The 19,702-nt window shown below is 72.4% G+C and carries 24 protein-coding genes; 10 read left to right on the forward strand and 14 right to left on the reverse strand.

Features of this window, described 5'->3' with window-relative positions:
* Positions 1-52: 52 nt before the first annotated feature.
* Positions 53-391 (forward strand): rhodanese-like domain-containing protein, encoded by a 339-nt coding sequence (locus PKF00_RS18185; RefSeq protein ID WP_271218730.1) that lies wholly within the window; start codon positions 53-55, stop codon positions 389-391.
* Between the two features lie 3 nt (positions 392-394).
* Here the strand turns inward: PKF00_RS18185 and PKF00_RS18190 are convergent, their stop codons facing one another.
* Entirely contained in the window at positions 395-1,675 is a 1,281-nt protein-coding gene (locus tag PKF00_RS18190; protein ID WP_271218731.1) for an ArgE/DapE family deacylase, read from the reverse strand.
* A gap of 4 nt (positions 1,676-1,679) precedes the next feature.
* Entirely contained in the window at positions 1,680-3,308 is a 1,629-nt protein-coding gene (locus PKF00_RS18195) for a DUF885 domain-containing protein (protein ID WP_271218732.1), read from the reverse strand.
* A 198-nt stretch (positions 3,309-3,506) separates the two neighbouring features.
* Between PKF00_RS18195 and PKF00_RS18200 the strand changes: the two genes are divergently transcribed.
* Positions 3,507-3,827, forward strand: coding sequence for a GroES family chaperonin (locus PKF00_RS18200; protein ID WP_271218733.1), 321 nt, complete (start codon positions 3,507-3,509; stop codon positions 3,825-3,827).
* Positions 3,828-3,932: 105 nt separating this feature from the next.
* Here the strand turns inward: PKF00_RS18200 and PKF00_RS18205 are convergent, their stop codons facing one another.
* The 5 genes from PKF00_RS18205 to PKF00_RS18225 all read right to left on the reverse strand — a co-directional run bounded on the left by PKF00_RS18205 (position 3,933) and on the right by PKF00_RS18225 (position 7,419).
* Positions 3,933-4,397 (reverse strand): DUF3592 domain-containing protein, encoded by a 465-nt coding sequence (locus PKF00_RS18205; RefSeq protein WP_271218734.1) that lies wholly within the window; start codon positions 4,395-4,397, stop codon positions 3,933-3,935.
* A gap of 211 nt (positions 4,398-4,608) precedes the next feature.
* Complete coding sequence (locus PKF00_RS18210) at positions 4,609-5,556, reverse strand: hypothetical protein (RefSeq protein WP_271218735.1); 948 nt, start codon at positions 5,554-5,556, stop codon at positions 4,609-4,611.
* Positions 5,557-5,905: 349 nt separating this feature from the next.
* Positions 5,906-6,277, reverse strand: coding sequence for a hypothetical protein (locus PKF00_RS18215; protein ID WP_271218736.1), 372 nt, complete (start codon positions 6,275-6,277; stop codon positions 5,906-5,908).
* 113 nt (positions 6,278-6,390) lie between these two features.
* Positions 6,391-6,870, reverse strand: a complete 480-nt coding sequence (locus PKF00_RS18220) for a TIGR02611 family protein (RefSeq protein WP_271218737.1) — start codon at positions 6,868-6,870, stop codon at positions 6,391-6,393.
* 117 nt (positions 6,871-6,987) lie between these two features.
* Positions 6,988-7,419, reverse strand: coding sequence for a VOC family protein (locus PKF00_RS18225; RefSeq protein WP_271218738.1), 432 nt, complete (start codon positions 7,417-7,419; stop codon positions 6,988-6,990).
* A 184-nt stretch (positions 7,420-7,603) separates the two neighbouring features.
* Between PKF00_RS18225 and PKF00_RS18230 the strand changes: the two genes are divergently transcribed.
* Together PKF00_RS18230 and PKF00_RS18235 are read left to right on the forward strand one after the other, a co-directional pair.
* The gene (locus PKF00_RS18230; RefSeq protein ID WP_271218739.1) at positions 7,604-8,524 is read left to right on the forward strand and encodes a phosphotriesterase family protein; all 921 of its coding nucleotides are present in this window, start codon (positions 7,604-7,606) and stop codon (positions 8,522-8,524) included.
* Between the two features lie 3 nt (positions 8,525-8,527).
* Positions 8,528-9,406 carry a sugar phosphate isomerase/epimerase family protein gene (locus tag PKF00_RS18235; RefSeq protein WP_271218740.1) on the forward strand — a complete coding sequence of 293 codons (879 nt, stop codon included), beginning with the start codon at positions 8,528-8,530 and terminating at the stop codon, positions 9,404-9,406.
* Here PKF00_RS18235 and soxR read toward each other — a convergent pair.
* Entirely contained in the window at positions 9,386-9,925 is a 540-nt protein-coding gene (soxR, locus tag PKF00_RS18240) for a redox-sensitive transcriptional activator SoxR (protein ID WP_271218741.1), read from the reverse strand. The genes PKF00_RS18235 and soxR overlap by 21 nt on opposite strands.
* A gap of 23 nt (positions 9,926-9,948) precedes the next feature.
* Between soxR and PKF00_RS18245 the strand changes: the two genes are divergently transcribed.
* The 3 genes from PKF00_RS18245 to PKF00_RS18255 all read left to right on the forward strand — a co-directional run bounded on the left by PKF00_RS18245 (position 9,949) and on the right by PKF00_RS18255 (position 11,884).
* Positions 9,949-10,347 carry a PPOX class F420-dependent oxidoreductase gene (locus PKF00_RS18245; RefSeq protein ID WP_271218742.1) on the forward strand — a complete coding sequence of 133 codons (399 nt, stop codon included), beginning with the start codon at positions 9,949-9,951 and terminating at the stop codon, positions 10,345-10,347.
* 92 nt (positions 10,348-10,439) lie between these two features.
* Positions 10,440-11,264 (forward strand): patatin-like phospholipase family protein, encoded by an 825-nt coding sequence (locus PKF00_RS18250; protein ID WP_271218743.1) that lies wholly within the window; start codon positions 10,440-10,442, stop codon positions 11,262-11,264.
* A 5-nt stretch (positions 11,265-11,269) separates the two neighbouring features.
* Positions 11,270-11,884, forward strand: coding sequence for a P-loop nucleotide/nucleoside kinase family protein (locus PKF00_RS18255; protein ID WP_271218744.1), 615 nt, complete (start codon positions 11,270-11,272; stop codon positions 11,882-11,884).
* A 322-nt stretch (positions 11,885-12,206) separates the two neighbouring features.
* Here the strand turns inward: PKF00_RS18255 and PKF00_RS18260 are convergent, their stop codons facing one another.
* Complete coding sequence (locus PKF00_RS18260; protein ID WP_271218745.1) at positions 12,207-12,449, reverse strand: helix-turn-helix domain-containing protein; 243 nt, start codon at positions 12,447-12,449, stop codon at positions 12,207-12,209.
* Between the two features lie 281 nt (positions 12,450-12,730).
* Positions 12,731-12,946, reverse strand: coding sequence for a DUF6158 family protein (locus tag PKF00_RS18265; RefSeq protein ID WP_271218746.1), 216 nt, complete (start codon positions 12,944-12,946; stop codon positions 12,731-12,733).
* 150 nt (positions 12,947-13,096) lie between these two features.
* On the opposite strand from PKF00_RS18265, the gene PKF00_RS18270 reads away from it, so the two are divergent.
* The gene (locus PKF00_RS18270; protein WP_271218747.1) at positions 13,097-14,056 is read left to right on the forward strand and encodes a LysR family transcriptional regulator; all 960 of its coding nucleotides are present in this window, start codon (positions 13,097-13,099) and stop codon (positions 14,054-14,056) included.
* Positions 14,057-14,375: 319 nt separating this feature from the next.
* Positions 14,376-15,815, forward strand: coding sequence for a hypothetical protein (locus PKF00_RS18275; RefSeq protein WP_271218748.1), 1,440 nt, complete (start codon positions 14,376-14,378; stop codon positions 15,813-15,815).
* Between the two features lie 70 nt (positions 15,816-15,885).
* On the opposite strand, the gene PKF00_RS18280 is transcribed toward PKF00_RS18275, so the two are convergent.
* On the reverse strand, positions 15,886-16,098 hold the full coding sequence (locus PKF00_RS18280; RefSeq protein WP_271218749.1) for a hypothetical protein: 213 nt from the start codon (positions 16,096-16,098) through the stop codon (positions 15,886-15,888).
* Between the two features lie 373 nt (positions 16,099-16,471).
* Here PKF00_RS18280 and PKF00_RS18285 point away from each other — a divergent pair, with 373 nt between their 5' ends.
* Positions 16,472-16,963: a GNAT family N-acetyltransferase gene (locus tag PKF00_RS18285; protein ID WP_271218750.1), complete on the forward strand. Its 492-nt coding sequence runs from the start codon at positions 16,472-16,474 to the stop codon at positions 16,961-16,963.
* Here the strand turns inward: PKF00_RS18285 and PKF00_RS18290 are convergent.
* From PKF00_RS18290 to PKF00_RS18300, 3 genes are read right to left on the reverse strand one after another with little or no spacing between them, the layout of a single operon-like run.
* Complete coding sequence (locus tag PKF00_RS18290) at positions 16,960-17,925, reverse strand: UDP-glucuronic acid decarboxylase family protein (protein ID WP_271218751.1); 966 nt, start codon at positions 17,923-17,925, stop codon at positions 16,960-16,962. The two genes, PKF00_RS18285 and PKF00_RS18290, sit on opposite strands and share 4 nt — an antisense overlap.
* On the reverse strand, positions 17,922-18,950 hold the full coding sequence (locus PKF00_RS18295; RefSeq protein ID WP_271218752.1) for a glycosyltransferase family 9 protein: 1,029 nt from the start codon (positions 18,948-18,950) through the stop codon (positions 17,922-17,924). The genes PKF00_RS18290 and PKF00_RS18295 overlap by 4 nt, the downstream gene beginning before the upstream one ends.
* Before the next feature lie 16 nt (positions 18,951-18,966).
* Positions 18,967-19,647, reverse strand: coding sequence for an SDR family oxidoreductase (locus PKF00_RS18300; RefSeq protein WP_271218753.1), 681 nt, complete (start codon positions 19,645-19,647; stop codon positions 18,967-18,969).
* Between the last annotated feature and the right edge of the window lie 55 nt (positions 19,648-19,702).

Genomic DNA, 19,702 nt, shown 5'->3' on the forward strand with positions numbered 1-19,702 from the left:
AGATCACTCACACAAACGGACTATAGTCCTTTTAGGTCCTGGAGGGCCAGCCATGACAGCACTGATCACCCGCGACGAGCTGAGGACCGCGATCGAGGCGGGCGCCGTCGTCGTCCTGGACGCCCTCGGCGGCGACTACTACGCCCAGCAGCACCTGCCCGGCGCGATCGCCCTGGTCGAGAGCGAGGTCGCCGAGCGCGCGGCCGAACTGCTCCCCGACAAGGACGCCGCCATCGTCACCTACTGCTCGAACCCCGCCTGCGGCAACAGCGAGGCGGTGGCCCGGCGGCTGACCGCGCTCGGCTACACCGACGTCCGCAAGTACCGCGAGGGCATCCAGGACTGGACCGAGGCGGGACTGCCCGTCGAGTCCGGCGTCACGACCGGCTGACGCTCAGCTCCTGATCCCGCAGCGCCGTACGGCCAGCAGGGCCAGCGCCCTGCTGGTGGCCCACACCTCGCGCAGGTCGACCCGCTCGCGCGGCGCGTGGGCCAGGCGCACGTCGCCGGGCCCGTAGTGCAGGGCCGGGACGCCGCCCGCGGCGTAGAGGCGCAGGTCGCTGCCGTACGGCGCGGCCGCCTCCGCGGGGCGGCTCCCGGTCGCCTCGGCCACCGCGCGGGTCACCTGGTCCAGCAGCTCGTGACCCGCGGGCAGCCGCCCGCTCGCGAACTGCCCTCCCGGCCAGGTGACCCTGGGAGGATGCTCCCTCAGCCACGGCGGGCCGAGCTCGGCGATCGCGGTCTCCAGGGCGAGACGGGCGCGTGCCGGGTCCTCGTCCAGGCGCACGCCGAGCCTGCCCTCCGCGACGAGCAGGTCGGGCACGCTGCTGGCCCAGTCGCCCGCGCGGACCGTGCCGATCTCGATCGGGTACGGCAGCGGGTTGCCCGCGAAGACCGGGTCGGCGTCGCGGTTGCGGTCGGCCTCCAGACGCCTGATCGCCTCGAAGACCGGCCAGAAGACCTCCAGGGCGTTGACCCCCTCATAGCGGGTCGCGCCATGGGCCGCCCGCCCCTCCACCTCGATCCGGAACGTCAGCGCGCCGGCGGTCGCGGTGATGACCGTCCCTCCCGTCGGCTCGGTCATCACCGCCGCCGCGCCTCCGTGGCCTCTGGCCAGGGTGGCGAACGCGCCGAGTCCTCCGTCCTCCTCCCCCGCCACGCAGTGCACGGCCAGCGGGCGGGCGAGCCGTACGCCGGACCTGCGCAGCGCGACGGCGACGGCGAGGTTCGCCGCGAGCCCGCCCTTCATGTCGCAGGCTCCCCTGCCGTGCAGGACGTCGCCGGCGATCCTGGCGTCGAAGGGGTCGGCGCCCTCCCACCTGGCCGGGTCGCCGACGGGCACCACGTCCACGTGTCCCTGCAGGACGAGTGCGGGCTCGCCCTCCCCCTCCGTGACGCCGACCACGCCGTAGGCCTCGGTCCGCGGGGCCTCGGTTCCCGGGAAGCCGGGCGCGGCCCTGAGCGCGTCGAGGTCGAGCCTCCAGAGGTCGACGTCCAGCCCCGCCTCCGCGAGCAGCCGCCCGCAGCGGTGCTGCAGCTCCGACTCGGCGTCGGAGCCGGTCACGCTCGGCACCCGCACCAGATCGGCCAGCAGCCTGACCGTCTCGGCGTCGTCGAGGGCGTTCAGCACCCTCGCCTCGGCGTCGGACACCCCCGCGGACCCGTTCTCGGACATGTCCCTAGCCTTCCAGGGCCACCTTCCTGGCCAGACCGAGGGGCAGGCCTCCCGAGCCCGCCAGGGTGTCGTGGAAGGCGCGCAGGTCGCCACGGCCCGCGGCCAGGTAGTCGTCGCGGATGCGGTCGATCTCCAGGGCGCCGGTGAGGTAGGAGGGAGCCTGGGTCGGCCACGCGCAGTAGCGGTTGACCTCCCCCTTGGAGGTTCCCGGGGTGAGCGAGGACCTGGTGGTCATGAACTCCTCCGCCTCCTCGACGCTCATGTCACCGCAGTGCAGCGAGGTGTCCACGACGATGCGGGCGGCCCTGAACAGGCGGAAGTCCAGGTGGGCGAGCTCCTGGGCGGGAGTGGTGAAGTAGCCCTGCTCCCGCATGACCTTCTCGACGTACAGGCCCCAGCCCTCGACGAAGTACGGCGTGCGGAACAGCTTGCGAACCCGGCGCGGGCTGCCCGCGACCCAGGACAGGTGCCAGTGGTGACCGGGGTAGGCCTCGTGGACGGCGATGGAGGGCATCTGCGCCCTGGCGTTGGTGCGCAGCCGCTGGCGCACCTGCTCCTCGGTGAAGGAGTCGGGGGTGAACGGCACGAAGAAGTGCCCGATCCTGGAGGGGGAAAGGGGCGGAGGCTGCATGTAGGAGGCGACGGAGAGGATGGGCCGCTGGAACTCCGGCGACGGCACCACCCGGCACTCCTCGCCCTCGGCGAACGTCACCAGGCCGCGCTCGCGCACGAACTCCCTGGCCCGCTCGGTCTCGAACTCGTACTCGGCCCGCATGTCCTCCAGCGTCGGCGCGTGGTCGTCCTGGAGCGCGGTGACGGCGGCGTGCCAATCGTCGGAGCCGCCGGGAAGCCGCCTGGCGACCTCGCGCATCTGCGCGTCCAGCTCGTCGTAGGCGGCCTGGCCGCGCTTGAGCAGCTCGTCGGCGCCGTAGCCCAGCATCTCCCGCTCACGCAGCAGCGTCGAGTAGAGCTCCTCGCCCATCCGCCAGGTGCCCGTGGCCTCGAAGCCCTCGAGAAACCCGACCAGCTCGTCGAACGCCGCGGCGGCGGGCTCCGCCGCCGCGGCGAGGCGGGCGCGCGACCGCTCGTCCGCGACCTGGCCGGGAACCGTCTCGGTGAGGAAGCGCCGCGCGGTCCGCGCCTGGCCCAGCCCTCGCTCCACCAGCAGCGCCGCCGCCAGTGCCGGATCCAGGTTCGCACGGCATGCCGCCAGGACGTCGGGGACCTCGGCCAGCCGCGCGACGGCCGCCTCGACCAGCTCCGCCTCGGGAGACAGCCGGTGCAGGAACGGGCTGAACATCGAGGCGAAGATCGCCCCCACGTAGACGGAGGGATCCCGGCGCCAGGTCGGCCACGCCTCGTAGGCCAGGGATCCGCGCAGCGTGGACATCACGAGCCCGCGGTCGATCCCGTCCTCGAAGCTCTCCGCGCTCCGGTTGCCCGCCTGCTCCTCCTCCACCGCCTGGAACCGCTCCAGCCAGCGCCGCGACTCCCGCTCCCTGGCGAGGATGCCCGCCTCCGTGAAGTCGCCGAGGGTCCGGTCGTAGCCTTCGGCTCCCATGAGGGCGGCCTGGATGGGATTGGCCTCCAGATGCCAGCTGAGGAAGTCGTTCACGAGCTCAGAAGACGTCATAGCGCGAAATATTACTTTCCGTACCTCAGGTGTTATCAATACCTCCGGCCCCGGACTCGAGCCCCGGCGAGGCACTCGGCCGCACCCGCCACGGCGGCGACCGGCGGCGGACGAACCGCCGGCGCGGTTGACGGGAGAAGAGAGGGCGGACTTGGGACATCAGCCGGCGCGGTGCCGCCGTTCCCATAAGCTTCTACTGTGGGTGACCCGAAATTCGAGATCCAGATGCTCCACGACCGCGTCATGGTCAAGGTCGAGCAGGAGTCCGAGGAACGGCGCAGCACCGCGGGCATCGTCATTCCCGCGACGGTGAAGATGGCCAACCGGCTCGTCTGGGGTGAGGTCTGCGGCGCGGGCGCGAACGCCCGGTCCGTCAAGGTCGGCGACAAGGTCCTGTTCAGCCCGGAGGACCAGCACGAGGTCGAGGTCCACGGCCAGCTCTACCTCGTCATGCGCGAACGCGACCTGCACGCCATCGCCACACCGCAGACCGACAACGGCACCGGCCTGTACCTCTGACCCGCCGCCCGCGCGACGCCGAGGGCCTCCGGCCCGCGCCGGGGCCTCGGGACAGGCCGTACGGAGCCTCCCGGGGCGCCCCCGAGCGGGCGCGCGAGGAGCCCCTCAGGCCGTGACCAGCAATCCCCTGCGCAGGTTCTCGGGGTCGTAGGCCACGGTGACCGCGGTTCCCTCGGGAAGCGGGTCGAAGGTGAGCTGCCTGAACGCGAGTCCGGGCACCTCGGGCGCCTCGACGTGCAGGCGCATCAGCGCCCTGCCGTTGATCCTGCTGGGCGTGCCGGAGACCGCGGTGACGACGCCCTGGGCCCGCAGGCCGTGCTCACGCAGGAACGCCCGCCTGCGGTCGCACCCGCTCAGGAAGGCGGCGAGCAGGAGGGTCGCGACGACGGCGACCACCCCGAAGACGCAGAAGACGATCCCAAGTGTCAGCCCGGATCCGCGCTTCATCTCGATCTCGTGGCCCATGAGCTCGGGAACCACGAAGAACAGTCCCAGCGGAAGCCACACGATGTGCGCGCCGGGGATGAACAGGAACGGCCTGAAAGTCTTGGTGTAGCGCATCTCCTCCATGGCCGCACCGTAGGTTCGTCCGCCTGCATCCCCCTTGCAGCCCGGTTGTCGCCCCTCGTGAGAGCGGCCGGACCGGCCGACCGGGGCAGCCGGACCGGTCGCCGCGCACGGGCGGGCTCGGTCGCCGCGCACACGGCGACCGGTCGCCGCGCACGGGCGCGGGCGGCGCCGGAGATCCGGCCCCGCCCGCTTCGCCGCTCGGACTCGCCGCTCAGCCGCGTGTGTAGCTCAGATAGATCTTCTTGTTCCAGTCGGCGGCGGAGACGTCGGCCAGGACCCGCAGCCCCTTGCCCTTGACGTCGACCAGCACGGCCCGATAGCCGCTCGAACTGGGGACGACGGCGATGAAGCTCCGCTCGTCCCACCAGCCGAGCAGGGCCTTCGGCTTGATGTTCACCTTGGCCGCGAGCTTGCCGGAGACGCGGTCCCAGACGCAGACGTACTCGGTGTAGCTCGCCGGGCACCAGGTCATCAGCCCCTTCCCCGAGGGGGAGAAGACGTCCTCGCCCCCGGCGGGAGCCCCGGTCTTCGTCAGGGTGCGTCTGACGGAGCCGTCCTGGCCGTAGAAGCGCAGCCCGCTCTGGTAGGCGGCCACCAGCTGGGCGTTGTCCGGGGTCCACCGGAACCTGGCGGCCTTGTCCACCCCGGGAACGGCCACGGTGCGGGCTGTCTTCGCCACCGCGTCGACGATCACGAACCCGGTGGTCTCCCAGCCGGTCCCGGCCTTCCGCTGGGCGGTCAGGACCACCTTGCGGCCGTCGCGGGACCAGTGGGCGAAGTGGGCGACGAGCGGCTTCTGGACGGTCTGGACCTTGACGGCCTTCTCCGCGACCAGGTCGGCCAGGAGCACCGAGTCGTGACCGGAGCTGTAGGAGGTGGGAACCGCGAGCGCCTTGGCTCCCCCGGGCGACACCGTGATCTCCTGGTAGCCGGCCTGTTTGCCGAAGACATCGCCTTTGCGGAGGTAGGCGAGATTGTCGAAGGTGTAGGAGGTCACCGTCAGAGGGTCTCCAGGACTTTCGCGGACGGTCACCCGGGTGTCGGGCAACGTGACGTCGGCGGGCAGGGCGGCGTGGGCGGCGGGCGGGGCCAGCGCGGTCACGGAGATCGCGATGACAGCGCTGCCGAGCAGTCGGTGAATCCCAGGAGTCACAGGCACGGCCGCAGCTTAGGGCGGGAGGTCCTCATAGTTTGTGATCTATAACGAATCGGTCCGCCTGACAAGGGTGATCCGGATCAACGGCCGCTTCCGGCCGTTTCCCCGGCGGCCCGGCGACGGCTCCATGAGAGAAGCCGGGCGGGACGGCCTTCGCCGCCCTCGCCCGGCTCACCGCGTCGGACCGGCCAGGGAGTTCGCTCGGGGAGGCACCCCCAGGGCCCCTGCTCGGAAGCGCCGGTCCGGAACACCGCCCCCGGACGCAGGCCCGGAGGCGCCGGTCCGGAACACCGTCCCCGGACGCCGGCCGGTGGACGACCGGCCCTGGGACGCCTGTCCGGAAACGACCGGTCTAGAAGTAGCCGACGCCCGCGACGGTGACGGGCTGGTCGCCGACGTTCTTCACCCTGAAGCGGACGCAGGCCGGGGCCGGGGAGTCGGCGGCCGCGACGTAGGCGGCGTGGTCGTTGGCGGCGATGGCCACCTTGCCGATGTGCCGGCCGTGGCAGTTGCCGATCCGCACCTCCGTCGGCTGGGTGTTGTTGTCCAGCTTGACCAGCACGCGGCCCTTGTAGGGGGCCGTGGGGACGAGTTCGGGGCTGAGGGACACCTCCGCGCCGGGGTTCACCGTCGCGGTCAGGTTCACGCTGTCGGCGTGAGCCGTGCCCGTCATGACGACCGCTCCGGCCGCGACGATGACGAACATCGAAGAAAGGGTGCGCATCGTGCGTCACTCTCCTTGCGTCTTTGGGGTTGAGACGCAGAGGACACTACGGAGGGTGACGCATCGAAACGGTTATGTGAACGTCGGCTCCGGGCAAAGGATCACCGGCGGCGTCAGCGGTTCAGGAGCTCGCGAGCCTCGGCGATCAGGTCGAGGTGGAAGCTGAGCTTGAGGCCGTAGTAGACGATCGCCAGGGCGGCGGCGGCCGCGACGAGGACCACCAGGATCTTCACGGGCCAGCCCTGGCGGCCGAGCCAGGCCGTCCAGCCGGCCAGTGTTCGCTTGCCGAACTCCAGGAGGCGGTGGGCCCAGTGGAACTCGGTGGCCAGCACGGCCAGACCGGCGAAGACGACCAGCCAGCCGGGCCCGGGGAAGGGAACCATGATGAGACCCGCGACCACCAGCACGGCGCCGATGACACCGATGACGATCTTGAGGGTGAGGCGGCCCGCCTGGGTCGACCTGATGCCGTCGAGCCAGCTCTGGATGCTCGACCGGCGAGCCGCGTCGTCCTTCAGAGCGTCGGCGTCGCCGGTCTCCGACGGGCGCCCGGACTCGTCGCGGGTCTTCCGCACCTCATCTGAGATAGCCACGCACTCTCCCGGCCTGTCGGTTTCGCTTAAGAATAGGGCCGCTCACCCCATCTGCGGTCATTGTGCGGGACATGACGCGTTCACGATCCCGGAGCGCGCGGGCGGGGAGCTCAGGGACTAGGAACCGGACACGGAGGGCGGGACGCGGACCTCCGCGGCGACCAGCGTGTTGCCGTACAGGTCGGCGAAGTGCAGGGACCGACTGGCGGCGTCCTGCTGTTCGTTCCACACGCGCACGCCGTGCTCGCGGAGACGCTCCCCGACCCGGTCGAGGTCGTCGGTGTACAGGACGAGCAGCGGCTGGCCGCCGGACTGCCGTCCCACCAGCCCGCGCTCCCGCTCGTCGGCGACGGGCATGAGCCACAGCCCGACCGGCCGCTGCCCCGGCAGGCCGACGTGCAGGTAGCGGTAGCCGTCCACGCTCTGGTCGTGGAGCACGGTGAAGCCGAGGACGTCACGATAGAAGGCCAGAGCCGCGTCGAGGTCGTCGACGAGCACCACCATGCGCCCGACGGCGCTGAACGGGCTTTCGAACTGTTCGGCGATCATGCGCGGGACCCTAGCGAGGACGACCGACAGTTCCCGGGCGCCGACATCCCCGTTCCGCCATCCCCTTCCAGACCGGGAAAACCCGGGATCTCACCCTCGGCTTTGACAGTGAAACCGACAACTCCAAGGTAAAACCCTGCAGACTTGGGTGATTTTCGTCCCAAAAGTGAGCTAATGTCCGTTCATGTCTGAGGCTCCCCTTGTCAAGACCATCAGCGTCAGGACTGTCAACGGCCCCTGCGCCGTGTCCGCCATCGACGGAACGGTCCTGCCCCGCGAGCACCTGCGCACCGACCTCCGCTGGGCGGCGGGCGCCCCGTCCGACCCGCACCGCTGGCTGGACGAGGAGCAGGCGGTCGCCGGAGAGCTGCGCGAGCTGCGCCGGTCCGACGGGCTCGGCCTGGTGGTCGAGCTCAGCTGCATCGGCACGGGCCGCGACGCGGCCACCCTGTCCAGGGTCTCGGCGTGCAGCCGGGTGGCGGTGATCGCCGGAACCGGGTTCTTCGCGGGACCGTTCACCCCCGGCTGGGCGCTGGAGGCCGACGTGGACGCGCTCACCCGCTACCTGCTGGCCGAGATCGACGACGGTCTGGACGGCACCGGCTCCCGCCCCGGCGTGATCGGCGAGATCGGCTTCTGGGACGAGGAGCCGACCCCGGTCGAGGAGCGCTGCGCGATCGCGGCGGCCAGGGCGTCCCTCCTGTCGGGCCTGCCGGTCGCGGCCCACCACCGCGGCGGTCTGACCCTGATGGAGATCCTGCTCTCCGAGGGCCTGCCCGCCCACCGGATCAGCGTCGCCGACGCGGGAGCCGACCCCGTGAGCGCACGCAAGATCGTCGAGTCGGGCGGCTACGTCTGCCTCACCTCCCTGGGCTCCGACCGGCTGCGCGACGCGCTCGACCTCATCGAGGCGGGGCACGCCCGCAGGCTGCTGCTCAGCAGCGGCCTGTCCAGGGTCTCCGAGATCGAGAGGTACGGCGGCGCGGGCTACAGCCACCTGTTCCGCACCTTCCTGCCCAGGCTGCGCGAGGCGGGTGTCGGCGAGGACGTCATCCGCCTGATCACCCACGACAACCCCATCCGCTGGCTGACCTGCGTGGAGTAGGCCGTGTCGATCAAGGTCGCGAACGCGCCCGTCAACTTCGGGATCAACCGCGCCCACGGCGCGCCGCCCAGCCCCGACCTCCTGCTCGACGCGCTGGCCGAGGTCGGGTACGAGGGGGTCGACTCCGGCCCGATCGGCTACCTCGGCACGGGCTCCGGGCTGCTCGACCGGCTGGCCAGGACCGGGATGGGCCTGGCGGGCGGGCAGGTCGACCTGCGCTACGACGACGAGGACGCCTTCGCCGCGGGCCTGGCCGGGCTGTACACCGCGCTCGCGGTGTTCGCGAGCGTGCCGGTCGCCGACGGGCGCTTCGCGCCGCGCCTCACCCTCGCCTGCCCTCCCCATCCGGGGAGGTTCGCGCGGGGCGTCGCCCCCGGCCTGCCCGGCGAGGCCTGGGCCGAGTTCGCGGCGCGGGTCCAGGAGGCGGCCGACCGCTGCAGGGACCGCGGCATCGAACCCGTCTTCCATCACCACCTGGGCACCCTCGTGGAGACCCCCGAGGAGGTGGAGCGGCTCCTCGACCTCACCGACGTGTCGCTCTGCCTGGACACCGGCCACCTCTGGCTGGCTGGCGGCGACCCGGTGACCGCGCTGCGGCACTGGGGCGACCGGATCAGGCAGGTCCACCTCAAGGACGCCAGCAGGCGGGCGCGCGACCGGGAGAGGGCAGCGGGCGGCGACCTGGCCGCGGTGATCGCGGGCGACGCCTTCCCCGCCCTCGGAGCGGGAGAGGTCGACCTTCCCGGCGTCCTGCGCGAGCTGCGCGGCTACGAGGGCTGGCTGGTCGTTGAGCAGGACGCGCCCGGCCCCGGCCAGGACGTCGGACGCGTCCTGGCCGACCAGCGCGCCAACCGGATCTGGCTACGCGCACACGGCCTCTGACCCGCCGCCGGTGGCCGTGTCCTGGCAGGGAGAGCACTCACGGCTCTCACGCCGCGCGAGCATCAGGCGCGAGCCCGGTCCCCTGGCCGCCGCCGCGTCGTCGGGGTTGGCCAGCGCGCAGCGGTCGAGGGAGAGACAGCCGCAGCCGATGCAGTCGGTCAGGCCGTCGCGGAGCCGCTGAAGCTGCCTGATCCGGTCGTCGAGCTCGCTCTGCCAGGTCGCGGAGAGCCTCGCCCAGTCCTCCCGGGTCGGGGTGCGCTCGTCCGGCAGGGCGGACAGCGCGTCCTGGATCGTCCTGAGCGGGATCCCGACCCGCTGCGAGACCCGGATGAAGGCGATCCTGCGGAGCGTGTCACGGCTGAAGCGGCGCTGGTTGCCCGCCGTGCGGCGGCTGCGGATCAGCCCCTTGGCCTCGTAGAAGTGCAGGGCGGAGACGGCGACGCCGCTGCGCGCGGCGAGCTGGCCGACGGTGATCTCCATGTTCTTGGACACGCTCCACTCTAACTTGACCTCGACCATGATTGAGGTTGCACGCTGGACGCATGACCTTCACACAGGCCGAGCTCGACTATCTCGCGAGCCAGACACTGGGACGCCTGGCCACCGTCGGCCCCGACGGCGTGCCGCAGAACAGCCCCACCTCCTTCTCCGTCGACCCGCGGACCGGCACGATCGACATCCACGGCTGGGCGATGGGCACGACCAGGAAGTTCCGCAACGTCAAGGAGAACGGCCGGGTGGCCTTCGTCGTGGACGACATCGCCTCCCGGACCCCCTGGAAGGTCAGGGGGGTGGAGATCCGCGGGGTGGCGCAGGCCCTCGAGGACCAGGATCCGCCCGAGCCGTACCTGAGCAGAGAGGTCATCCGCATCCGCCCCACGCGGATCGTCTCCTGGGGCGTCGACCCCGGCCAGGAGGGGATGAGGGGCCGCGACGTCTGACCCGGGCGGCGTCCCGCCCTCCCCCGTGTCCGGGAGAGGACCGGGAAGGCACATACCCGGCGGCGTCGGGCGTGTCCGGTCACAATGGGCACATGACGAGAACACTGGTGCTGGGCGGCGGCGGTATCGCGGGGATCGCGTGGGAGGCGGGGATCGTGACCGGCCTGCGACGGGCGGGCCTGGACCTGGGAGAGGCGGATCTCCTGGTCGGCACCTCCGCGGGATCGGTGGTGGGAACGCTGATCGCCACCGGGGTCGATCTGGAGGGCGCGGTCGGCGCGCAGGCGGACGCGGAACCGGCCGCCGCGGCTCCCTCGGTCGACCTGCAGGCGGTGATAGAGGTCTTCGGTCTGCTCAACGACCCGTCCCTGGAGCCGGAGGAGGCCAGGAGGCGGGTGGGCGCGCTGGCCCTCCGGGTCGGGGGCGCCGGGGCCAGGACGGAGAGGATCGGCGAGCAGCTGCCCGTGCAGGAGTGGCCCGACCGTCGCCTGCTGGTCACGGCGGTCGACACCGGGACCGGGGAGTTCGTGGTCTGGGACCGCCACTCGGGCGTCCCGCTGGCGTCCGCCGTCGCCTCCAGCTGCGCGGTGCCGTGCGTCTTCCCGCCCGTGGCGATCAACGGACGCCGCTACATGGACGGCGGGGTCCGCTCGGTGACGAACGCCGACCTGGCGGCGGGCAGCTCGGCGGTCGTCGTCGTGGAGCCGCTGGCGCACCTCGAGACCAGGCGGCGCATCGACGCGGAGATCGCCACGCTCGGGGACGCCGCGGTCGCCCACGTGACGCCCGACCAGGCGTCGGTCACCGTGTTCGGCTCCGACATCCTCGACCCCGCCCTGTGGCGTCCCGCCTTCGCCGCCGGTCTCGCCCAGGCGCCCGACGTGGTCGAGAGCGTGGCCAAGGTCTGGCGGGACTGACGGCCGTGGGAGGGGACGAGCGGCCCCCCGCGGGCCCGGCGCCGCTGTGGGTGGTCAGCGGGCCGCCGGGGGCGGGCAAGTCGACCGTCGCGGCGGCCCTGCTCGCCCGGCTGGCCCCGGTCCCGGCCCTGCTCGACAAGGACACCGTCTACGGCGGGTTCGTCGAGGCGACACTGGAGGCGCACGGGCGCGACGCGGGCGAACGCGAGGGGCCGTGGTACGACGAGCACGTCAAGCGCCACGAGTACGCCGGACTCACCAGGCTCGCCGGGGAGATCCGCTCCCACGGGTGCCCGGTGATGCTCGACGGCCCCTTCACCTCCCAGGTGCACGACGCGGCGCTGTGGGCGCGCTGGGTGACCCAGCTCGGCGGGCCGCCGGTACGGCTGGTCTGGGTCAGGTCGGACGGCCCCACCCTGGCCGCCCGGCTGCGGAGCAGGGGACTGGCCAGGGACGCGGGAAAACTGGCCCGCTTCGAGGAGTATCTGCGGGCGATCCGGGTGGACGAGCCGCCCGCCGTGCCGTACTGGGAGATCGACAACCGGCTGGGAGCCCCCCGGGTCGGCGACCAGATCGCGACCGCGCTGGACGCGGCGGCGCGCGGGCTCAGGCCGGGATGACGTCGGGGCACGCCTCGACGGCCCCGTGGGGCGACGGCGGAGCACGCGCCAGGAGGTCTCCCGGCGAGTCGACGGCGGACCGTCCACGCGGAAGTCGCCCCGCGAGCTGACGGAAGATTATCCGCACGGAAACTTTCCCACAAGGCGACAGTGGGCGTCCGCCGGAAACCGCCCCGCGAGGAGAGCGCGGACGTCCGCCCGGGAGGCCGCCGCGCGGGCTGACAACGAGGCGCCCGCCCCGGGCGGCGTCAGGGGGTCCGGTCAAGCCCGCAAGACCGGGGGCCGGCAGGACGGGCCGCGAACGGACCGCCCGCGGCCCGCGTCAGCGATCGACTCCCCAGTCGTGGGGGCCGAGGGCGTACGCGCCGCCGTCCTCCTCCAGCCATCCGGCCTCGGCCAGGGTCGCGACGCTCCGCCGTACGGCATCCTCCGGCAGCGCGGTCGCCTGGACCACCTCCTCGACCGTGGCGGTCCGGCCGTCGACCGCGAGCCCGGCCACCGCCTCGTAGACGCGGGTGTCCGCGTCGGACAGCGCCTGGACGTCGGGCGACCGTTCCTCGCTCATGGCCATGCCTCCAATCCGGCGGCCGTCCCGGCCGCCCGTCCCGATCTCCGTCCCGCCCTCCCGGACCCTGCTGTGCCCTCCTGCGCCCTCCCACGACTCCGCCGAGAACCTCCCGCGCCCTCCCGGCGCTTCTCCCGCGGTTCTCCCGTGATTCCGCTGCGGTTCCTCCGCGGTTCTCCTGCCGGCTCCCCAGGCGTTCCCCCGGCCTCCCCCGAGCCGTCGCGCCCCCCCTGACAGCCCTCTGACAACCCTCCGACAGCCGGGACTCCCTGACAGCCTTCCTAACGGCGTCGCGCGCCCGCGCGCAGGCGTTCCGGGTCGACGTCCCGCTCCGGATGGCGGCGGAGGTACTCCTGCTCCAGCTCCTCGGTTCGCGTGGTGTGATTGGCGAGCGCCTCGGCGGAGCCGTGCAGAAGCGTCTCAGTACGGGTAACGTGCAGATGCCGCAGCTCACGTAGCAGGTCTTCCTCGGCGAGATCCCTCGGATCGATTCCCATCGTCATACGGGACCGCCTACCCCGTCAGGGCTTCGCCGCACCTCTTCGCATTCCTCACTTGCGTCGCATTGGAACGCTTTCACGAAATTGAGTCAGATTTCGTGACACGTTTGCATTGCGGCCATAACGTCTTAGCCTTACCTTCCCGGTATGGATCTCGAGCTCCGACACCTCAGGATCGTGCGCGCGGTCGCCGAGGCCGGGAGCGTCACGAAAGCTGCCAGCCATCTCGGGCTGGCACAGCCCGCGCTGACCGCGCAGCTCAAGCGGATTGAGCGAGTGCTCGGGGGAGCTCTTTTCGAACGCGACCACAACGGCGCGCGGCCCACACCTCTCGGGGAACTGGTGCTGTCCAGGGCGATGGTGTTGCTGCCAGCCGCCCGGGAACTCCAGGAGGAGGCCGTCCGGTTCGCCAACGCCAACGGCGACATCCCCCGCTACAGGCTGGGCGCCACCAACGGGCCCATCCTCGGCGGTCTTGTCGACCGGCTGGCCACGGCGTGGCCGTCGACACCGGTGAGCACCTACACCTCATGGTCGGCCAGGGAACTGACGACCATGGTCATGCTGGGCCGGATCGACTTCGCGCTCATCGGCGCCTGCGGGGAGAGCGCACCACCGGTCGAGGGGCCGGTGGTGTGGCTGACCGTGGGAATGGACCCGGTCTTCGTCCTGCTCAACGAGGACCATCCACTGGTGGAACGAAAGGAGGTGACACTGGCCGAGCTGGCCGGCGAACGGTGGGCGGTCACACCCGGCGACAGTTGCTTCGGCGACTGCTTCGCCACGGCGTGCGCGCGTGCGGGTTTCACGCCCCAGACGATCTACGAGACGGACGTGGCGACCTGCATGCATCTGGCCCAGGTCGGCCGCGCCGCGGTGCTGTGCCAGGCGACCTTCCAGCCCGCGCCGGGAGTGGCGATGGTGCCGCTCGCGGACGCGCCGCTGCGCTGGCGGCAGCTGCTGGGCTGGCACCCGGAGGGACCGGGCGCCCGAGCCGCCGCCTCGATCGTCGAGCACGCGAAGGCCGCCCACGCCGACGCGGTACGGCGAAGCACGCGGTACGCCACATGGCTGGCCGAAAACCCCCGTTTCGGCACCTCGCCCTGACCCGGCGATGAAGCGTTCGGCGCGGACCTGGCGGCGATCCCGTCTCATCCGCGTTCACCACCACCGCCTGGCCCGAACGGCCGGGCACACCACCTCTTCACCCGATGCCCGAATTCACCCGACGACCGAACGCCGCCGCCCCTCTCCGGAGGGTCGGCGGCGTCATCACGTCCGGAGGCCACCGGCCCGTGAGACCGTCCGCGTCCCGGGACCGCCTCCGACGGAGACGGCCCGCTCCTGAGGCCGTCGGTTCCGGAAGCCGGAGGCGTCGTGTCCGAAAACGGCGCCGTCATGTCCGGAAGTCGAGAAGAATGGATGGATGAGCGAGCTTCTGACGCTGAGCGAGGGCGCGGTGCTGACGCACCTGGCCACCCGGGCCGAGCTGGCGGCCGGTGCGCTGACGGCCGTCGACGACCTGCGGCTGTGGGCCCGCCTCGCCGACGGCGACGGGGTGCCGTTCGCCGGGGGCGGCGTGGTGCGGACCGCGGTCGAGGCGGGCGAGCCGAGCCTGACCGGCCCGGACGGCTGGCTGGCCGGGGTGCGGCCCGAGGACGTGGTCGCGCTGCGCGTGCGCGGAGGCAGGCTGGAGCTGTCCACCACGACCCTGGCGGACTTCCCCGCCCAGCGGGCGATCCGGGTCACCGAGGAGTTCGCGCAGCAGGCGCTGGACGCCTTGCGCGCCTTCGCCGAGGGTCTCGAGCCGAGCCCGGGCGTCTCGATCGACATCGTGCTCCTGGAGCTGCTGATGAAGGCCCCGGAGACCCTGGCCGACCCGCTGCCGCCTCTGGCCCCCCTGCTGCGTGAGGCCTCGCTCGAGGTGCGGGGCGGCCGGGTGGGCATCGTGGGCGCGCCGTGGGACACCGAGTCGGTCGCGGATCTGGCCCCGCTGGACATCGTCAGGCTGGCCCTGGTCCGCAGCGCGCTGCGGACCTACGACGACGGCGCCGACCTGTCGAAGGCGATCACCTACCTGTCCCGCTCCGAGGAGGTGCTCACGCGGATCGCCGACGAGGTGGAGCGCGAGCCGCTGTCACCCGGTCTGGCCGGGGCGCTGCCCCGCACCGAACCCGCCGCGCTGCTGCTGGTCGCCAGGTCCGCCGAGGGCGAGGGGCGCTCCTTCGAGGCCTCCGGGATCATCGCCGAGGCCCTGGCTCTCTCCCCCGGCCTGGCCCCCGCCGAGCGGGACGCGGCCGAGTACGCCGCGTGCCGTACGAACCCGGACGACCCGCTGCCCGCACGGGCGGCCCACCTGTTCCGCCAGCTTCTCGCCTACGGCCACCGCCCGGCCCGCCGCCGCCTGATCGACGATCTGGTCGCGCTGAGCGTCAGGGTGGCCGAACCCGCCCTGGCCGATCTGGCGCTGTTCGAGAACGACGTCGTCGGCGAGTTCCTGGACGCGCGGAGCGAGTGGCTCCGCGACGACGAGGTGCGGCTGCTGGAGTCGTGGCGCAGGACGCCGCTGCGCCTGTGGAGAGTCCTCGGCGTGTCCGGAGACGAGATCACCCTGCGCGAGGCGGGCCCCGGGGAGCACGCGCCGATCACGCTGGCCGACGAGTTGCTGCCGAGCCAGGCCGAGGTCGGCGACCTGATGCTGACCAGGCTGCTGGACGACGGGGAGGGGCCGCACGTGTTCGGCCACCCCTTCAAGGTGGATCCGGCGCGCGGCGACGAGATGCTCGCGCTGCTCACCGATCCCGTCGACCCCTACGAGATCGCGGCCTTCTTCAGGCGCGCCGCCAGGCCCACGCCTCCCCGGTGATCCCGCCCCGGGAACGGCCCGCGCCCGGATCGTCCGGTCGCGGGCCGTGCGGCGACGCCTTCACCGATCGCTAGTAACCCCCGCCCCGCCACCTGTAGCACTGCCGCCTGGTCATCGGATCGCTGTACTCCCAGCAGGGCTTCATGACGGGGACGTGGACGGAGGCGACGGTCCCCTGCGGCAGGGGTGCGGCGGCCGCGGGCTGGGCCGACATCGTCGCCGGGGTCGCGAGAACGGAGGCCGCCAGCGCACCGGCGGCGAGAACGTTTCTGAGACCGGTCATGAGATCACTCCATGTCGAGTCGGTTGCGCCGGGTGGCCCCGGGCCCGCGTGACGCCGAGTCGGTATCAGAGGACGCCCGAACAGGGCGAACACGAATACCACGTTAGTTGGGGGAGGTGCGGCGGTCGTCCCAGAGAGACCAAAGGCATCTGTTCGGGCGGATTACCTTTCACCCCGGGAGGGAAACCGAGAATGATCGCCCGATCACCCTGGGCCACCTCCCTCCGCCGCGGGCCTTCACACCTGAGGTTCCGTCCCTGCCGGGAAGGACATCTCCCGGTAGATCGTCACGGCGTGATCCCCCTTCCGCACGGACTCCCTCCCCCGCTCGGGCTCGGACGACGCCGTACGGCCGTGGGACACTGGTCCGACCATGCGGGCTGAAACGATCACGACATCGCGTCTCATCCTCGAACCGCTGACGGCCGGACACGCCGCCGAGATGGCGCGAGCCCTCCGCGACCCCGCGCTCCACGAGTTCATCGGCGGCTCCCCCGCGACGGAGGAGGAGCTGCGTTCCCGCTACGCCCGCATGGCCGCCGGGCCGCCGCCCGGAGGCGACGACGCCTGGCTCAACTGGGTGGTCCGGCTCGACCGCGCGGTCGGCTGCGTGCAGGCCACCGTGACCTCGGGACGGGCCGCCGTGGCCTGGGTCGTCGGCGTCCCGTGGCAGGGCAGGGGGATCGCGACCGAGGCCGCGCGCGCCCTCGTCGCCTGGCTCGGCGAACACGGCGTGACCGAGATCGTCGCCACGATCCACCCCGGCCACGCCGCCTCCTCGGCGGTGGCCCGCCGTCTCGGCCTCGTCCCCACCGACGACCGGGTGGACGGCGAGGTCGTCTGGAGATCACCGCCGTCCCGTTAGCCCCGGAGCAGCTCTCCCGGTTCGCGCAGTTCCTCGGCGAACCAGGAGATCGTACGGCGCAGCCCGTCGACGACCTCGACCTTCGGCCGCCACCCCAGCCGGGAGGCGGCCAGCGAGGTGTCGGGGCGCCGGATGGCCGGATCGTCGACGGGACGCTCGACGAACTCGATCGGCGAGTCGGAGTCCGTCAGGTCGCGGATCGTCTCGGCCAGTTCGAGCATGCTCAGCTCCGACGGGTTGCCGATGTTGACCGGGCCCTCGAAGGAGCTGTCGGCGAGGGCGAGAACGCCTTCGACGGTGTCGTCCACGTAGCAGATCGACCTGGTCTGCTCGCCGTCGCCGGTCACGGTGATCGGCTCCCCGCACAGCGCCTGCCGGATGAAGGTCGGGATGGCCCTGCCGTCGTGGGGACGCATCCTCGGCCCGTAGGTGTTGAAGATCCGCACGATCGCGGTGTCGGTCACGTTGGAGTTGCGATAGGCCGTGGTCAGCGACTCGGCGAAACGTTTGGCCTCGTCGTAGACGCTCCGCGGGCCGACCGGGTTGACGTTGCCCCAGTAGGTCTCGCGCTGCGGGTGTTCCAGCGGGTCTCCGTAGACCTCGCTGGTCGAGGCCAGCACGAACCTGGCGTTCTTCTCCCTGGCGAGCCCGAGGGCGTGCAACGTGCCGAGGCTGCCCACCTTGAGGGTCTCGATCGGGTGGCGCAGGTAGTCGGCGGGCGAGGCCGCGGAGGCGAAGTGCAGCACCAGGTCCACGCTCCCCGGCACGTGGACGAACCCCGTGAGGTCGCACTCGACGAGCCGGAACGCGGGCCGCCCCATCAGGTGCTCGACGTTGCGGGGCGAACCGGTCAGGAAGTTGTCCATGCAGACCACCTCCGCCCCCCGGGCGAGCAGGCGTTCGCAGAGGTACGAACCGAGGAAACCGGCGCCGCCGGTCACCACCACCCGTCGACTGATCATCGGACGCTTACCTCCAGCAGATCGGCGGCGGCGTCGAGGACCTCCAGGACGCCGATTTCCAGCAGGCCCGGATCGGGCAGGTCCCCGTGGGGGTCGCCGGAACGTCCCGCCCACAGGGCCGTGTGCGGCCCGCCGAGCGGTCCCCAGAGAGCGGGTGAGACCGGCCCGAACAGCACCACCGAGGGGGTGGCGAACGCGGTGGCCAGGTGCGCCACCCCGGTGTCGCCGCAGACGACCAGCGAGGCCCTCGCCACCAGCGCGGCCAGTTCCGGCAGGCCGGTGCTGCCGGCCAGCACGCACGTCTCGGGCAGGCGGGCGGCGGCGGCCACGCGCGTGGCCAGGGACCGCTCGGTGGCGTTCCCGGTGACGACCACCTCGTGGCCCTCGCGTCGCAGCGCGGCGGCCACCCGGGCGAACCGCTCCGCCGGCCAGCGCCTCGCCGGACGCGCCGCCCCCGGATGGACGACGACGGGCCCCCGGCCGGGAGCCGGGGCGCCTTCGGCCGCCGGACCGGTGGCCTCGGCCGGGCTCGCCCGTCCGGGGACCGGGGGCGGTTCCGGAGCCGGGGAGGTCCACGGCGGGTCCCGGGGGATCTCCAGCGCGAGGTCGGCCGGGTCCGCGGCGACGCCGTGCCAGGCGAGCAGGTCGCACCAGCGGCGGACCTCGTGCGCGTCGTCCCGCCATGACGGGCCGGGCACGTCGGGGAAGTCGGGGTGCGCGTGGCTCAACAGCCGCGCCGGGCCGGTGCGGCGGAGCGCGGCCACGCTCTGCGGGCCCCTGCCGTGCAGGTTCACCGCGATCTCGGGACGTTCGAAGGGCACGGGACCGGTCCCTGAGACGTCGAGCATCTCGTCGACGGCTCCGATCAGCGACGCCAGGCCCGCCAGCGAGGCGGGCGCGGCCAGCACGATCCGGTGGCGCGGATGGGCCCGCCGCAACGCGCGCAGCGCGGGAACCGCGGTGAGCAGGTCTCCCAGGCCGAGGCCGCGCAGCACCACCATGGCGGGCCTTCGCCTCGTGGTCATGGCCGCTCCCGCGCCGTCACGGCCATGACGTCTCGGTGGACGGGCAGACGACCAGTTCCCTGATCTCGCAGCCCACGGGCTGGGCGAGGGCGAACAGGACGGTCGCGGCCACGTCCTCCGGCTGGTTGAGCTGGGCGTCGGGGCCGGGTCTGTACCGCTCGTCGCGGTCGTCGAAGAAGTGGGTGTGCATGCCGCCGGGCACCAGCAGCGTCACCCCGACCTGCCCGGCGAGCTCGGCGGCCAGGGCACGGGTGAAGCCGACCACGCCGAACTTGGAGGCGCAGTAGGCGGTGGCGTCGCCGACCGCGCGCAGGCCCAGGGTGGAGGCGCAGGTGACCACCCTGCCCCGGGAGAGCAGCAGGTACGGCAGCGCCGCCCGGATCACGGCGGCGGTGCCGAGCAGGTTGACCTGGACCACCCGGTCCCAGGCGTCGGCGGCGACGTCGGACAGCCGTCCGCAGGCGTCGACGCCCGCGGCGGTGACGACGCCGTCGAGACCGCCGGCGCGTTCGGCCAGCTCGGTCACCGCCCGTTCGGCGCACGCGCGGTCGGCGAGATCGGCGACCACGTGGTCTCCGCCGTTCTCGGGCGGATTGACGTCCACGACCAGCGGCCTGCCGCCCGCCTTGGCCACCGCCACGGCCGTGGCCAGCCCCAGCCCGGACGCGCCGCCGGTGATCAGAATGTTCCCCACCATGACTGTTCCCCCAGTTCACACCATCTCATTGACAACGCCTCACCCACGGCTCCGG

The organism is Streptosporangium carneum (genome assembly GCF_027922005.1).
Lineage (GTDB): Bacteria > Actinomycetota > Actinomycetes > Streptosporangiales > Streptosporangiaceae > Streptosporangium > Streptosporangium carneum.

Coding starts and splice junctions, on each gene's coding strand:
- PKF00_RS18265 (WP_271218746.1), bottom strand. CDS start 12,946: ATGGGAATCGATCCGAGGGATCTCGCCGAGGAAGACCTGCTACGTGAG.
- PKF00_RS18215 (WP_271218736.1), bottom strand. CDS start 6,277: ATGCGCACCCTTTCTTCGATGTTCGTCATCGTCGCGGCCGGAGCGGTC.
- PKF00_RS18230 (WP_271218739.1), top strand. CDS start 7,604: ATGTCTGAGGCTCCCCTTGTCAAGACCATCAGCGTCAGGACTGTCAAC.
- PKF00_RS18205 (WP_271218734.1), bottom strand. CDS start 4,397: ATGGAGGAGATGCGCTACACCAAGACTTTCAGGCCGTTCCTGTTCATC.
- PKF00_RS18245 (WP_271218742.1), top strand. CDS start 9,949: ATGACCTTCACACAGGCCGAGCTCGACTATCTCGCGAGCCAGACACTG.
- PKF00_RS18225 (WP_271218738.1), bottom strand. CDS start 7,419: ATGATCGCCGAACAGTTCGAAAGCCCGTTCAGCGCCGTCGGGCGCATG.
- soxR (WP_271218741.1), bottom strand. CDS start 9,925: ATGGTCGAGGTCAAGTTAGAGTGGAGCGTGTCCAAGAACATGGAGATC.
- PKF00_RS18280 (WP_271218749.1), bottom strand. CDS start 16,098: ATGACCGGTCTCAGAAACGTTCTCGCCGCCGGTGCGCTGGCGGCCTCC.
- PKF00_RS18185 (WP_271218730.1), top strand. CDS start 53: ATGACAGCACTGATCACCCGCGACGAGCTGAGGACCGCGATCGAGGCG.
- PKF00_RS18250 (WP_271218743.1), top strand. CDS start 10,440: ATGACGAGAACACTGGTGCTGGGCGGCGGCGGTATCGCGGGGATCGCG.
- PKF00_RS18295 (WP_271218752.1), bottom strand. CDS start 18,950: ATGACCACGAGGCGAAGGCCCGCCATGGTGGTGCTGCGCGGCCTCGGC.
- PKF00_RS18290 (WP_271218751.1), bottom strand. CDS start 17,925: ATGATCAGTCGACGGGTGGTGGTGACCGGCGGCGCCGGTTTCCTCGGT.
- PKF00_RS18300 (WP_271218753.1), bottom strand. CDS start 19,647: ATGGTGGGGAACATTCTGATCACCGGCGGCGCGTCCGGGCTGGGGCTG.
- PKF00_RS18285 (WP_271218750.1), top strand. CDS start 16,472: ATGCGGGCTGAAACGATCACGACATCGCGTCTCATCCTCGAACCGCTG.
- PKF00_RS18275 (WP_271218748.1), top strand. CDS start 14,376: ATGAGCGAGCTTCTGACGCTGAGCGAGGGCGCGGTGCTGACGCACCTG.
- PKF00_RS18270 (WP_271218747.1), top strand. CDS start 13,097: ATGGATCTCGAGCTCCGACACCTCAGGATCGTGCGCGCGGTCGCCGAG.
- PKF00_RS18190 (WP_271218731.1), bottom strand. CDS start 1,675: ATGTCCGAGAACGGGTCCGCGGGGGTGTCCGACGCCGAGGCGAGGGTG.
- PKF00_RS18260 (WP_271218745.1), bottom strand. CDS start 12,449: ATGAGCGAGGAACGGTCGCCCGACGTCCAGGCGCTGTCCGACGCGGAC.
- PKF00_RS18195 (WP_271218732.1), bottom strand. CDS start 3,308: ATGACGTCTTCTGAGCTCGTGAACGACTTCCTCAGCTGGCATCTGGAG.